This is a genomic window from Pseudomonas sp. KU43P (assembly GCF_033095865.1).
In the GTDB taxonomy this organism is placed as follows: Bacteria; Pseudomonadota; Gammaproteobacteria; order Pseudomonadales; family Pseudomonadaceae; genus Aquipseudomonas.
In genome coordinates this window covers 3175262-3188272 of sequence record NZ_AP019365.1, presented here as the reverse complement: position 1 = coordinate 3188272, position 13011 = coordinate 3175262, and the positions used below count along the sequence as shown (strand labels likewise).

The following is a 13011-nucleotide window of genomic DNA, read 5'->3' as shown; positions in this document are numbered from 1 at the left end:
CGGCCGCCACTGAGGGAGACAGGGCATGAGCGAGTCCTTTTTCGAAGACATGAACGATGCGTTTCCGATCAACAGCCAGGTCCGTTGCGGCCAGTCGGCTTTCCGCCTCGGCTTCGCCCACATGACCCTGGATGATTCGGAACAGCTGCAGCCGGCCCACTTGCAGCGCGCCAAGAAGGGCCGCTTCACGCCGCGGCTTCCACCGAAAAAGTGACCGCCTTCACATAACCCCGCCCACTGGCGGGGTTTTTCTTGGCGTTGCTTGACCCCGCTCATGGTATCGGTGGTTTGCGCTCGCCGAAGTACGGCGGATGTGGTTTTCTAACGCGACATCTCAGGCAAGGAAAGAGTGAGGTTCCATGCGAGTCAGGGAAGAAACCTACTGGCAGTGGGCAGATGCGCAACTGCATAGCCGCGGCCACGATGAAGCACTGAGCGATGGCACGACCCTCGATGTGCAGGTGCGCCTGTCACGAGTGGGGGCCACGCAATTGTTCCTGGGCCTGTATGGCCAGGATGGCAAGGCGGTGCTGGAAGAGTATTACCCGTCACGCCCCGGGGAGACCATGACCCGTGCGCTGGTGTGGGGTGTGGACCGGGCGCGGGCGCTGGCGACCGGTGCCCTGGCATTGCCTGAACGGCAACGGCAGCGGGCATGAAAAAGCCCGACCAGAAGGGCCGGGCTCGGTAAGTGGCGCGATCACTCAGTTGAGCGGATCGATCACCTTGTCTGCCTGCCGCTCACGGGCGGCGGGCCATTCTTGTTGCAGGGTCTGCAGGACGCGGCCGACGAACTCGGTGTCGGCGGCGGCCTTCTTGCCGACGTAGCCCTGGCCACGGCGGTAGACCTTGAAGCGGGCGCGCATGCTGGGCAGGTGCGCTTCGAATTCGTCTTCGACGGTGTTCGGCGGCAGGCGGTCGAGGCGCACTTCGCCGGTTTGGCTGACCCACAGCAGGTGGTCGTCGAGGCTGTCCTTGCGCATGGCGAACAGCTGGGCCAGTTGGTCGATCGTAGGATTGTTGTTCAAGTTCATCATAAAGCCCCCATTACCCATTCGTTGGTGATTTTTCACAGTTGGCGCCACAAACGTGTAGCGCACTACCAAGGCTGCTACAGCAGCATCGCAACAGGGGCTTTCTCACGCTGCCTTTTGGACAGTTCCCTCTCCACGGACGGCCTGCGTTACCGCGCAGGCCGTCTGGAACACCCTTGCCACCGCTCCCGATCGGGGAGACGGCTTCATCATGCACAAGGGCGATGAACGGCGTCAACCGTTTTGTAGTGAATATTTTTCTTCACTACATCTTGTCTGACAATCTGCTCTCGGGGGCTTTCACTGACCGACGCTGGATAGAATCCGATAGGCCGCTCGCACCCGCGCTTCGTTGGGATAATTGCGGTTCGCGAGCAATATGATGGCCTTGCCTTCGCTCGGAATGAACGCGGCATAGGCGCCAAAACCATTGGTCGCACCCGTCTTGTTGTACCAAGCGTGGGGTTCGGCTGGCAGGGCGGGATCGAGGCGGCGAGTAGCCTGTGGCTCGCGGATCAGACGAGGGCTGTTGCCATCGACCAGGGTCTCGAGCGAAACCGGGTAGGGGTAGCGTTCCCAGCCCAGCCCTTGGGTCATAGAGCCCACCTGGAAATAGCCCGTCTGGGTGATGGCGAGCGCCTTGCGCAGCGCCGGTGACAATTCGGCCGGTTGCATCTGCAGGCGCACGTAGCGCAGCAGGTCACGGGCGCTGGTCTTGATGCCGTAGGCTTCATCGGCATAGGGGCCGGGGCTGACCCGCACCGGCCGGTTCTGTGCATCGTATCCCTGCGCATACAGGCTCTGGGCCTTCGCCGGTACTTGCAGGTAGGTATGCTGCAGGCCCATCTGCGGCAACAGGCCCTGGCTCATCAACTCGGCGAACGGGCGCTCCTGCGCGCGCGCGGCCAGGTCGCCGAACAGCCCCAGGCTTGGGTTGGAGTAGCAGCGCTGGGTGCCGTGTTCGCTACGGGGCTTCCAGTCGCGCAGGAAGTCCAGCGCCTGCTGGTCGGTCTTTACCGCGTCGGGGAACTGCAAGGGCAGGCAGTCGGCGCTGTAGGCCCCCAGCTCCAGCACACTGGCTTCTCCCAGCGAACTTTCGGCCAGGGCAGGCTGATAGCGGCGGGCCGGGGCCTGCAGGTCGAGCTTACCTTCGGCGCTGGCCAAGGCGGCGAGGGTGGCGGTGTAGGTCTTGCTCAGCGAGCCGATCTCGAACAGGGTGTCGGCGGTTACCGCTTCGCCTCCGGCCTTGCTCGCCACGCCATAGCTGAAGTAGTGCGCCTGGCCGTTGGCAAAGACCGCCACTGCCATGCCGGCAATGTCCTGCTCTTGCATGAGCTTGGTGACCACTGCGTCTACCTGATCCTCGAGTGAGGGGCTGGCCTGGGCTGTGACGCTGGCAAAAGCCAGGCTGGCGGCGGCAAGGAGGGGCGTGAGGCGGGAGGGGGGCATTAAAGGATCCTTTTCAGGTTTGTGTCCGTTGAGCGACACCGGCGGGGGTTCCGGCGTTAGCAGGAAAAAGCCTCAGACCTTATCGTGTGCCCTTGCACAACGACAAGACGGAAACGGATATGAAGTATTTGCGCATGTTGTTCGACAACTTCACCCTGGCGTTGCTCGGGGTGGTATTCATCGCCACCGTGCTGCCTTGTTCGGGCGACGGCGCGGTCTATTTTGGCTGGCTGACCAACTTGGCCATCGGCCTGCTGTTCTTCCTGCATGGCGCCAAGCTGTCGCGCGAGGCGATCATCGCCGGCGCCGGGCATTGGCGCCTGCACCTGCTGGTATTTTCCTGCACCTTCGTGATGTTCCCGTTGCTGGGCATGGCTTTCAAACCCTTGTTCGTGCCACTGGTAGGCAATGAGCTGTACCTGGGTGTGTTGTACCTGTGCGCCTTGCCGGCTACCGTGCAGTCCGCCATCGCTTTCACTTCGCTGGCACGCGGCAACGTGCCGGCCGCCATCTGCAGCGCCGCCGCTTCCAGCTTGCTGGGCATTTTCCTCACGCCGCTGCTGGTGATGATGCTCCTGGGTGCCAGCGGTGACACCGGTTCGGGCCTGGATGCGGTGGCGAAGATTACCCTGCAGTTGCTGGTGCCGTTCGTGGCCGGTCAGATCGCCCGCCGCTGGATCGGGGCTTGGGTCAAGCGCAATGCACGCTGGCTGAAAATGGTGGACCAGGGTTCGATCCTGCTGGTGGTCTATACCGCGTTCAGCGAGGCGGTAGTCACCGGCCTGTGGCACACCGTCTCGCCGCAGCACTTGGCGGGGCTGTTCGCCGTGTGCGGCATCCTGCTGGCGGTGGTGCTGTTCGGCACGCGCCTGCTTGGCAAGGCGCTGGGCTTCAACCTCGAAGACCGCATCACCATCCTCTTCGCCGGCTCCAAGAAGAGCCTGGCTACGGGGGTGCCCATGGCTCAGGTGCTGTTCGTGGGCAGCGGCATCGGGGCGATGATCCTGCCGTTGATGCTGTTCCACCAGATTCAGTTGATGGTGTGCGCGGTATTGGCGCAGCGCTATGCCAGCCGCGAAGAAGCGGGCGAGGAGGCTACCGCGTCCTCCTGAGGCGCTGCACTTGCGCGCCGGCCTCCTGAAAGAGGTCGGCGCGACCTAGCGGGCCTGCCCTGCGCTACGTTCGCGCAAGGCTTTGCCCACCTCGGCCTCTATCTTGTAGGCCGGCCCCTCCAGGTCCTGATAGTCGCGCGTGTAGCGCCGGGCGAATTCCTCGACCCCCAGTTCCTGATATTGCTGCACATGCTTGAGCTCGTGGGCCCACAGCGCCACATTGTCTTCGGCATCACTGGCATGGCGGAAGATGATCGTGTCGATCAGCGTCACCGCATTCACGTCGGGGTTCTGCAGCATCGCATTGGCCGCACTGACCTGCTGTTCGTCACCCACCCGGTAGCGCGCCGCATCGAGCACGGCGAAGTCGTACCAGGGTTCGAGCTGAGCGCGGATGTGCAAGGGAATCGGCTCGCTGCCACTGGCGGTCGCCTCGTCGCGAGCCTGGCGCAGGGCGAAGGCCAGGCTGCCGGAGGCCATGACCTCGACGTCCTTGAGCACCTGGCCGGCCTGGCCAGGGTCGATCGGCGCGCAGAAACAACCCATCAGGCATACCTGGTACTGGCCGGGCGGGCACACTGGCTCGGCCAGCGCCGGCACCGATGCCAAAAATAGCAGTAGCAGGCTAGCAGCTCTCATTCAGGGCCCTTTCGACGAAGCCACGGCTGGCATCCAGCACCTGGGCTTGCACCGTTTCACTGGCCAGCATTCGCCCGACCACCAATGCGCCAACGCACTGGCTGATCATTGCCCAGGCCACCGCTTCATCGCCCAGGGTTTCGCTCCAGGTGGTATGCAGGCTCACCAGCCAATGTTCGGCTTCCTCGCGCACCGGCCGTTCGGCCCGGGCGATTTCCACGCCCAACGGCGGTAATGGGCAGCCCCCCTCGGCATTGTGCAGATGGGCCAGGCTGAGGTACTGCTGCAGGCAGCGCTCGAGGCGCTCGCGGCTGGCGCCTTTCTGGGCCAGGCGCGCCAGCGGGCTGTTGCTCAGTTCCTGGCGGACGACTTCGGTGAACAGGTCATCCTTGGACGGAAAGTGGTTGTAGAAAGCGCCGCCGGTCAGGCCTATGGCTTTCATCAGCCCGGCGACGCCGGTGCTGGCGAAGCCGCCGCGCTTGGCCAGCGCACCGCTGCTGGCCAGCAGCTTGTCGCGGGTCTGTTGCTTGTGTTCGCTGGAGTAGCGCATGGAAAAACCTCTGAGCGCTGGCTTGACGTTGGGGGCGATCATAACATAGCGTTCGTTTACTAAACGATCATTCACCAATGGGGGTGCACGTGGCAGAACAACAAAAAGTGGTGCTGGTGATAGGGGCGGGAGACGCCACGGGTGGCGAAATTGCCAAGCGCTTCGCCCGCGAGGGTTACATCGCCTGCGTCACCCGCCGTCAGGCGGAAAAACTGCAACCTCTGGTGGAAGAGATTCGCGCCGCAGGCGGCCAGGCTCATGGCTTTGGCTCGGATGCGCGCAAGGAAGAGGAGGTGGCCGAACTGATCGAAACGATCGAGCGCGATATCGGCCAGATCGAAGCCTTTGTCTTCAATATTGGTGCCAATGTGCCCTGCAGTATCCTCGACGAAACCCCGCGCAAATACTTCAAGATCTGGGAAATGGCCTGCTTCGCCGGCTTCCTGACCGCTCAGGCAGTCGCCCGGCGCATGGTCACCCGCGAACGTGGCACGCTGCTGTTCACCGGTGCCACCGCCGGTACCCGCGGGGCGGCCGGGTTCGCCGCATTCGCGGGCGCCAAGCATGGCCTGCGCGCCCTGGCCCAGAGCATGGCGCGGGAACTGGGGCCGCGGAACATCCATGTAGCCCATGTGGTAGTGGACGGCGCCATCGACACGGCGTTCATCCGCGACACGTTCCCTGAGCGCTACGCCCTCAAGGATCAGGACGGTATCCTCGACCCCGCGCACATCGCCGACAGCTACTGGTTCCTGCACGCGCAGCCGCGAGATGCCTGGACTTTCGAACTGGACCTGCGCCCGTGGATGGAGCGCTGGTAAGCCCTGACCTTTCAAGGAGATTGCCGTATGAGCAAGACCGTTGAGTTCTTCTTCGACTTGGGCAGCCCTGCCAGTTACCTGGCCTGGACCCAATTGCCTGACCTCTGTGCCCGGCAGGGCGCAACGCTGAGTTACCGGCCGATGTTGCTCGGCGGGGTATTCCAGGCCACTGGCAATGCGTCACCGGCGATGATCCCGTCCAAAGGGCGCTACATGTTCACCGACCTGGGCCGCTATGCCGAGCGCTATGGCGTGCCGTTCGGGCTACCGCCGGGCTTTCCACTCAATACCCTGGCGCTGATGCGCGGTGTCGTGGGCATGCAGTTGCACGCGCCGGCACGTTTCGAGGCGCTGCTGGCGACGTTGTTCAACGGACTGTGGGCCCAGCGGCGCAACCTGGGTGACGCGGCCGTGCTGGACGAGACGCTCAGCCAGGCGGGTTTCGATCCGGCCGAGTTCCGCGACCTGGCGGCGGACACTGAAGTGAAGGCCGCACTCAAGCAAACAACCGAAGAGGCTGTGGCGCGCGGGGTGTTCGGCGCGCCAACATGCTTTGTCGAAGGGCAGATGTACTTCGGTCAGGATCGCCTGGATTTCGTCGAGCAGGCGTTGAGACAGCCGGCCCGCCGCTAGCGGTGCCGGCAGCCGGGTATCAGAAGTTGGCCGGGGTGTTGGCGCTGATGATTTCAGCCTCATCCTGGCCGATGTTCTTGAAGCTGTGGGGCAGGGTGGTGGGGATATAGTAGCCATCGCCCGAGTTGAGGATGCTCACCTGGCCATCGACCCACAGTTCCACGGTGCCGCGGGTGACCAGGCCACATTCCTCGCCCTCGGCATGCACGATCGGCTCGCCCGAATCGGCGCCCGGGGCATACAGCTCGCGCAGCATGCGCATCTGCCTGGCCTCGACGCTGGCACCTACCAGCAACATGCGCAGGCCATTTCGGCCCAGGTCCGGCTGTTCGCCGGCGCGGAACACGAAGCGCTCTTCCCGTACCGGTTCGTCGAAGCTGAAGAACTCCGCCAGGGTCATGGGGATGCCTTCGAGCAGTTTTTTCAGGGAACTGACCGAAGGGCTGACGCGGTTCTGCTCGATCTGCGAGATGGTCGAGTTGGTGAGCCCGCTGCGGCGGGCCAGTTCCCGCTGGGAGAGGTTGTTGCGTTCACGCACCAGTTTGAGTCGTGTCCCCGTGTCCATAGCCGCCTTGTAATTAGAGGTGTTAAAAATAATGGGCGACGCATTAAAACATACTCTGCACGGTTGCGCGCTGTGCTTGTCAGGGCCGATGCTCGCGCGGCATCGGCCACAGCCCGACCAGCAGCAACAGCAGCGCCACGGCAAGGAACGGCAGGCGTGGGTCCAGGGCATAGACCAGCGTGCCGGCCAGTGGCCCGATCACCGCGCCCATGCCTTGCGCAGCGCCGATGGAGCCGGCGGTCGCGCCTTGCTCCGAGGCTTTCATGGCATTGGCTGCCAGGGCCGAGAACGAAGGGAACACGAAGCCCATGCCGGCGGCGGCGACGAAGTAGCAGCTCCATAGCCAGGGTGCGGTGGTGGCCATCGCACCTGCCGCGAAACCCAACGCCGAGACGCTGGCACCCACGCGAATCATTTTCAGCGGTGGCCACTGCAACTGGCGCAAAATGACCTGGGACAGGATCAGCGCCACGCCGACGGTGGTCAGCGCGATGCCTGCGGTTTGCGCGGCTGCTGCCGGCGCCAGGTGCAAGCGATCGAGCGCGAAGAAGCCTACGATGATCTGCGAGACCGTGACGCTGAGCATGGCGCTGAAGGCCACCAGCAATGGCCGACGCAGGCGCGGGTCATTCAACCGCACCGGGCTGGGGGCGTGGCTGTGAGCCAAGGGTTGTGGCTTGAGCTTGAACAGCAGTACCAGGAACGCGGTGGCCGGCAGCAACGACATTACATGGAACGGCAGGCTCAGGCTGTGCTCGGCCAGTAACGCCGCGAGCGCGGGGCCCAGCACCAGGCCGACGGCACTGGCCGCACCGAGGGACGCCATGGCCCGGGCCCGGCGCTGCGGCTCGACATGGTCGGCGATCAGGGCGTTGCAGGCCACTGGGATGGCTGCATAGAAGGCACCAATGGCGCCGCGGGCGAGCATCAGGCCGACAAAGGCCAGGGTCGCGCCCGGCAACCAGTGCAAGGCACCCTCGATGAACAGGCACAGCAGCCAGTAGGCCAGGGTGAAGCCGGCACTGCCCAGTAGCAGAGTGCGTCGCCGGCCCAGGCGGTCGGCGGCACGGCCCCAGGGCCGGGCCAGCAGCACCCAGACCACCCCGGCCACGGTCACCGCCGCACCGGCTTGCCAGGTGGCCATGCCGAGCAGACGGGCAATCGGCCCGATCAGGGCGACGAACGCCATCATCGACATGGTGCAGGCCATGGTCACCAGCAGCAGCGGGCGCAAGTCCAGGGTGCTGGCGGGTACGAGGGTGGCAGGGTCCTTTGCGGCATTCATCGGGGCAGTCCAGGGCAGGTCGATGGGCAAGAGTAATGAGAATGCTTACCGGGTGTCGAGCCTGCCTGGGCAGCCTGCCATCATTCGCTGCGGCGTAACGGGCCTGGCCACATGCTGCGCAGCACGCCATCCCGGCGCACCAGGGCATGCATGAGCGCGGCGCCCAAGTGCACCAGCACGGTGGCGAACAACAGGTAGCCGGCCCAGCCGTGGGCCTGGCGCAGTACCGCGTACAGCTGCAAGTCGTGCGGTGCGATGGCCGGTAGCTGCAAGGGCCGCGGATAGCCGCCTGCCGACAGCATCGCCCAGCCCAGCAGCGGCATGGCCAGCATCAAGCCGTAGAGCAGCACGTGCGAGGCGCCCGCGGCGAAGCGTTGCACAGGCGGCAGGTCATGAGGCAAAGGCGGATGGGGCAGGGTCAGGCGCAGGCCGATGCGCACCACCACCAGTCCCAGCAGTGCCAGTCCGGTGGCCTTGTGCAGCTCGATCATCAGCGGATGGCGTGGTGACAGGTCGGCCACCATGCTCACGCCAATGAACAGCATGGCAATGATCAGTATCGCCATCAGCCAGTGCAGCAGGCGGTGCAGCGGGTGGAAAGCTTGCGGGTTCATGGCTTGGCTCCTGTGCCGAGCGACTCGCGGCTGCGGCGGTTGAACGATTCCGAATAGGCGGCCGAGCGGGCGGCGAGGATCGGGTCAGCGGAAGGCTCGATGCCGGCGGGCAAGATCAAGGGGTCGAAGTTCAGGTCACGGCAGGCGCCTTGCTCCGGGCCATCGACCTGTTCGACGACCAGGGTGCCGGCGTCGACGCTTCGACGCTCGGCAGGCCAGGGGCGGGCCGGGTCGTCCACCGCGTCGCCGGGCTCGGCAAGTACCAGGCGCAGGGTCCAGCGCAATGGGCCTCGGGCCAGGCGCTGCTGCAGGTCATGTTGCAGGAACTGCTTGTCGTCGACCTGGCCAGGCAGGGGCGAGAAGGGCGTTTGCGGTTCCAGCTGCCAGCGCACGGGGTGGGCGGCACCGCCCGTGTCGATCAGGCGGAAGGCATTGATGCTGTGGTACTGAGTGCTGGCGAAGCTGTCGCTGGGTTTATAGCTTGCGGCCCATTGGCGGAAGGCTGCGCTTTCCGGGTGAGCGGCGAAGAATGCCTGCATTTTGGCCGGGTCCGGTTTGCCGGTGCCGGGTACCGGCGCACCGGCCAGTACCTGTTCATAGAACCCTTGTGGATTGCTGACGGCCAGCACCGGTGGGTTGTTCATCCCGGTGCGCCAGATTTGCCCATCGTCGGTGCTCAGCTGGATCGCCAGGCTGCGCACCGGCACGCCGGTATCGGGGGCGAATGGGTTGGCTCCGCCGATGGCGAAGCGGCCGACCACCGGCACGCGGGCCTGGCTGAAGGCACGGGCGGTCGACAGCGTGGCGGCCTGCCCGCTGGGCTGGAAGTAGCCACTGACGCATAAACCCTTCGCGTGATTCTTGCGATACCCCGGGTAGTGGCCGGCCTGGGCTTCGAAGGTGTCGATGATGCGTTGCGGCGTCAGTCGTGGCCCGCCGACCCAGCCGGCGGCATAGGCGAAGCCGGCACCCAGGGCCAGCATCACGGCGCCGATACCGGCCAGGCGCAATGCCTTGGCGGGGCCGTGCAAAGGTGAGTTCATGGTGATCGTCCGGTTCAGTGAAGGTGCCAGTACGACGGGGCAGGGGAAAACTTATTCCATCGCCGGGAATAAATTTTGTCGCCAGGCGTCTGCCCTCTACACTGACAACCCCAAGGGCCGGTAACCTGCCATGCACGACCTGGACGAACAGCAATGGCGCGAGCTGCTGCAGCGGCTACGCCGCTTTGCCTTGTGGCTCACCCGTGACCCCGGCAGCGCCGACGACCTGGTCCAGGCCACCGTCGAGCGGGCCTTGACCCGGCGGGGCCAGCAACGCGAGGTGCAGGCACTGCGCGCCTGGTTGTTCACCATCCTTTATCGCCTGTTTCTCGACACCAAGCGTCGGGAGCGCCTGCATGCCCGCTGGTTGTCCTGGTTCGGCCGTGCCGAGCAGGAAAACGAGGCGGTTGGCGACAATCTCGAGAATATCGTCCTGGCCCAGGCCGACCTGCAGGCCTTTGCTCAATTGTCGACCGAGCAGCGCGCCCTGTTGTTGCTGGTCAGTGTCGAGGGGCTGAGTTACAAGGAGGCCGCCCAGGCCTTGAACATACCCATCGGCACGGTGATGTCGCGCCTGTCCCGCGCCCGTGCCGCCCTGCGCGACTTGACCGAAGGCACCCCCCGGCCGCCGGCCTTGCGGAGACTGAAATGACACGCCTGATACCCACCGAAGATGAACTGCACGCTTATGTCGACGAGCGCCTGTCGCCGGCGCGCCGTGCCGAGGTGCAGGCCTGGCTGGCAGCCAACCCGCAGGAGGCTGCCAGGGTCGAGGCCTGGCGCAGTGACGCACGGCGTTTGCGTGCAGCGCTGGCAGGGTTTGGCGAACAGCCGGGGCCGGCGCAGTTGGACCTGGGGCAATTGCAGCGGCGCTTGCGTCAGCGTCGGCAGCGGCGCCTGGCGTCGGCGGCAGTGTTGCTGCTGGCACTGGGTATGGGCGGTGTGGGCGGGTGGCAGGCACGTCAGGCAACCTGGGCGGGCAACGACCTGCCGATGGCCGATGCGGTGCAGGCCCATCGCTTGTTTGCGGGTAGTCAGGCGCTGGATATCCAGGCCAGTGACCCGGCCCAGTTGCGCGACTGGCTGGGCAGGCATTTCAACCGGGTGGGGCAGCTGCCCGACTTGGCGGGTTATGGCTTCCAGCCCGTGGGTGCACGCTTGTTGAGCAACGAGCAGGGGGCGGCGGCGTTACTGGTGTTTCAGGACCGCAATGGCCAGCGCATCAGCCTGTTCCTGCGTTCTCCGGGGGATCGTTACCAGCGTATGCCGGAGGGGCAGCGGGTCGATGGGCAGTTGGAGGCGCGTTACTGGTCCCATGGGGCGTACAACTTTGCCCTGGTCAGTGCGGCGGACGATGTGCGCGGGGCGGGGGTGGGGGAGGTGTTGCGGTTGGGGTTGTAGGGGCGAGAGGCCTGGCGGTAGGTGTTCGGAATTCATGAGGACGGCATCGCCGGCAAGCCGGCCCCGACAAGGTACGGCGCAAGCCTCAAGGTCTGCGCCATACCTGTGGGAGCCGGCTTGCCGGTGATGCGCCGTGCGGCGCTCTATCTCGAGGGCGCCAATCGCATCAAGAAATGCACTCAGCCGTTCCCCAGCAACCTCAGCTCAATTCCAGCCAGATCGGCGCATGATCCGAAGGCTTCTCCATCCCACGCAGCTCATAATCCACACCCGCAGCCTTGATCCGCGGCACCAGGTGCTGGGACGCCATGATCAGGTCGATGCGCAGCCCGCGCTTGGGCTCGTCCTCGAAGCCACGGCTGCGATAATCGAACCAGCTGAACCGGTCGCTCACCTCGGGGTAAAGGTGTCGGAAGCTGTCCACCAGCCCCCAGCCCTTCAGGCGCTCCATCCACTCGCGTTCTTCAGGCAGGAAACTGCATTTGCCGGTCTTCAGCCAGCGCTTGGCGTTGTCTGGGCCGATGCCGATGTCGCAGTCCTGGGGCGAGATGTTCATGTCGCCCATCACCAGCACCGGCTGATCGTGCTTGAACTGCCCCTCCAGCAGCGCCTGCAGGTCACTGTAGAAGCGTTGCTTGGCTGGGAACTTGGTAGGGTGGTCGCGGCTTTCACCCTGGGGGAAGTAACCGTTCATGATGGTGATGGGGTTGCCGTCGGCGTCGGCGAAGGTGCCCCAGATGAAGCGGCGCTGGGCGTCCTCTTCATCCGTGGCAAAGCCCTTGTGCAGGCTCAGTGGTGCCTGGCGCGAGAGCAGGGCGACGCCGTAGTGGCCCTTCTGCCCGTGGAAATGCACGTGGTAACCCAGGGCCTGAACGTCGGCCAAGGGGAACTGATCGTCGCTGACCTTGGTTTCCTGCAGGCCGATCACGTCCGGCTGGTGCTTTTCGATCAGCGCCGCCAGCTGGTGCGGGCGGGCCCGCAGGCCGTTGATGTTGAAACAGACGATCTTCATGGAAAGACGATCCTGGTAAAAGGCCGGATGCTAGCCGACATCGGCCTCGATCACCAGCGTGGCGGCTTTGCCAAGGCGCTGCTAACGTGCTGTCAGGGGTGAACGATGCGCAGTGGGGCACCTCCAAGGCACTGTATGCCCATTCCAGGAGGACAACCCGCAATGCCCGAAGCCACAGTCGCCCAGGCCCGTATCTGCTCGCTCGATGATGGCTACAGCCGCGAGGCCCGCTCGCTGCTGTACCACGCCTACCGCCATGAGCCCACATTTGCCTACATCTTCGAAGCCCAGCGCCCAGGTTACGAACGTCGCTTGCGGGTGATGGTGCGCGAATGGGTGCGTCAGCATTTCTACCTGCAACTGCCCGCCATCGGCCTGCTGCTGGATGACCGCTTGATCGCCATCGCGCTGATCGTACCGCCGCAACGTCGCTTGGGCGTGGCCGATAGTTGGGCGTGGCGCCTGCGCATGCTGCTGGGCACCGGCCAACGCTGTACTCGCCGCTACATGGACTATCAGGCGGCGCTGGCCAGTTGCCTGCCCACGGGCAGGGTCCACATGTTGCCGTTGCTGGGGGTTCATCCGCAGTTTCGCGGCGGCCACTACGGCGAACAATTGTTACAAGCTGTGCACGACTGGTGCGCGGAAGACCCTAACACCCAAGGAGTGGTATTGGACTCGGGCAATGAGCATTACCTGGCGTTCTATGAACGCCAGGGCTACCAGGAGATCGGCGAGGTGGCCGTAGGGCCGATCCGCGAACGGGTGTTCTTCCACCCCAACCCGGTATCCTCCATGCCCACCACCGCCTGAAGCTCGCCTGACGGCTCCCTTGAGCGGCTGGCTCTGGTAG

At 64.8% G+C, this 13011-nt stretch carries 17 protein-coding genes; 8 read left to right on the top strand and 9 right to left on the bottom strand.

Translation table 11 applies throughout. The features are described 5' to 3' along the window. Positions 1-25: 25 nt before the first annotated feature. Together KU43P_RS14495 and KU43P_RS14490 are read left to right on the top strand one after the other, a co-directional pair. Positions 26-214 carry a hypothetical protein gene (locus tag KU43P_RS14495; RefSeq protein ID WP_176515834.1) on the top strand — a complete coding sequence of 63 codons (189 nt, stop codon included), beginning with the start codon at positions 26-28 and terminating at the stop codon, positions 212-214. A gap of 145 nt (positions 215-359) precedes the next feature. Then, complete coding sequence (locus KU43P_RS14490) at positions 360-659, top strand: hypothetical protein (protein WP_317658059.1); 300 nt, start codon at positions 360-362, stop codon at positions 657-659. Between the two features lie 45 nt (positions 660-704). Here the strand turns inward: KU43P_RS14490 and KU43P_RS14485 are convergent, their stop codons facing one another. Continuing rightward, positions 705-1037, bottom strand: a complete 333-nt coding sequence (locus tag KU43P_RS14485; RefSeq protein ID WP_317658058.1) for a hypothetical protein — start codon at positions 1035-1037, stop codon at positions 705-707. A 297-nt stretch (positions 1038-1334) separates the two neighbouring features. Then, a complete protein-coding gene (gene ampC, locus KU43P_RS14480) occupies positions 1335-2483 on the bottom strand; it encodes a class C beta-lactamase (RefSeq protein ID WP_317658057.1) in 1149 nt (382 codons plus the stop codon). A gap of 119 nt (positions 2484-2602) precedes the next feature. Between ampC and KU43P_RS14475 the strand changes: the two genes are divergently transcribed. Continuing rightward, positions 2603-3595 carry a bile acid:sodium symporter family protein gene (locus KU43P_RS14475; RefSeq protein ID WP_317658056.1) on the top strand — a complete coding sequence of 331 codons (993 nt, stop codon included), beginning with the start codon at positions 2603-2605 and terminating at the stop codon, positions 3593-3595. A gap of 45 nt (positions 3596-3640) precedes the next feature. Here the strand turns inward: KU43P_RS14475 and KU43P_RS14470 are convergent, their stop codons facing one another. Both KU43P_RS14470 and KU43P_RS14465 read right to left on the bottom strand, forming a co-directional pair. Continuing rightward, positions 3641-4234 carry a DUF4157 domain-containing protein gene (locus KU43P_RS14470; RefSeq protein WP_317658055.1) on the bottom strand — a complete coding sequence of 198 codons (594 nt, stop codon included), beginning with the start codon at positions 4232-4234 and terminating at the stop codon, positions 3641-3643. Continuing rightward, the gene (locus tag KU43P_RS14465) at positions 4221-4784 is read right to left on the bottom strand and encodes a TetR/AcrR family transcriptional regulator (RefSeq protein ID WP_317663824.1); all 564 of its coding nucleotides are present in this window, start codon (positions 4782-4784) and stop codon (positions 4221-4223) included. The genes KU43P_RS14470 and KU43P_RS14465 overlap by 14 nt, the downstream gene beginning before the upstream one ends. Positions 4785-4873: 89 nt before the next feature. On the opposite strand from KU43P_RS14465, the gene KU43P_RS14460 reads away from it, so the two are divergent. Together KU43P_RS14460 and KU43P_RS14455 are read left to right on the top strand one after the other, a co-directional pair. Next, complete coding sequence (locus KU43P_RS14460; RefSeq protein WP_317658054.1) at positions 4874-5605, top strand: SDR family oxidoreductase; 732 nt, start codon at positions 4874-4876, stop codon at positions 5603-5605. A 27-nt stretch (positions 5606-5632) separates the two neighbouring features. Continuing rightward, positions 5633-6238, top strand: a complete 606-nt coding sequence (locus tag KU43P_RS14455; protein ID WP_317658053.1) for a 2-hydroxychromene-2-carboxylate isomerase — start codon at positions 5633-5635, stop codon at positions 6236-6238. A gap of 19 nt (positions 6239-6257) precedes the next feature. On the opposite strand, the gene KU43P_RS14450 is transcribed toward KU43P_RS14455, so the two are convergent. The 4 genes from KU43P_RS14450 to KU43P_RS14435 form a co-directional block, all read right to left on the bottom strand. After that, on the bottom strand, positions 6258-6803 hold the full coding sequence (locus KU43P_RS14450; protein WP_176515851.1) for a cupin domain-containing protein: 546 nt from the start codon (positions 6801-6803) through the stop codon (positions 6258-6260). A 79-nt stretch (positions 6804-6882) separates the two neighbouring features. Beyond that, a complete protein-coding gene (locus KU43P_RS14445) occupies positions 6883-8088 on the bottom strand; it encodes an MFS transporter (RefSeq protein ID WP_317658052.1) in 1206 nt (401 codons plus the stop codon). A gap of 80 nt (positions 8089-8168) precedes the next feature. Then, positions 8169-8702, bottom strand: coding sequence for a cytochrome b (locus tag KU43P_RS14440; protein ID WP_317658051.1), 534 nt, complete (start codon positions 8700-8702; stop codon positions 8169-8171). Further along, positions 8699-9751, bottom strand: coding sequence for a catalase family peroxidase (locus tag KU43P_RS14435; RefSeq protein ID WP_317663822.1), 1053 nt, complete (start codon positions 9749-9751; stop codon positions 8699-8701). Before KU43P_RS14435 ends, KU43P_RS14440 begins: the two co-directional genes overlap by 4 nt. A gap of 124 nt (positions 9752-9875) precedes the next feature. Between KU43P_RS14435 and KU43P_RS14430 the strand changes: the two genes are divergently transcribed. Beyond that, positions 9876-10397 (top strand): sigma-70 family RNA polymerase sigma factor, encoded by a 522-nt coding sequence (locus tag KU43P_RS14430; protein WP_317658050.1) that lies wholly within the window; start codon positions 9876-9878, stop codon positions 10395-10397. Further along, on the top strand, positions 10394-11146 hold the full coding sequence (locus KU43P_RS14425; protein ID WP_317658049.1) for an anti-sigma factor family protein: 753 nt from the start codon (positions 10394-10396) through the stop codon (positions 11144-11146). Before KU43P_RS14430 ends, KU43P_RS14425 begins: the two co-directional genes overlap by 4 nt. A gap of 199 nt (positions 11147-11345) precedes the next feature. Here KU43P_RS14425 and xthA read toward each other — a convergent pair whose 3' ends face one another. After that, positions 11346-12158, bottom strand: coding sequence for an exodeoxyribonuclease III (xthA, locus tag KU43P_RS14420; RefSeq protein ID WP_317658048.1), 813 nt, complete (start codon positions 12156-12158; stop codon positions 11346-11348). A 162-nt stretch (positions 12159-12320) separates the two neighbouring features. Between xthA and KU43P_RS14415 the strand changes: the two genes are divergently transcribed. Further along, on the top strand, positions 12321-12971 hold the full coding sequence (locus KU43P_RS14415; RefSeq protein ID WP_317658047.1) for a GNAT family N-acetyltransferase: 651 nt from the start codon (positions 12321-12323) through the stop codon (positions 12969-12971). Positions 12972-13011: the final 40 nt, after the last annotated feature.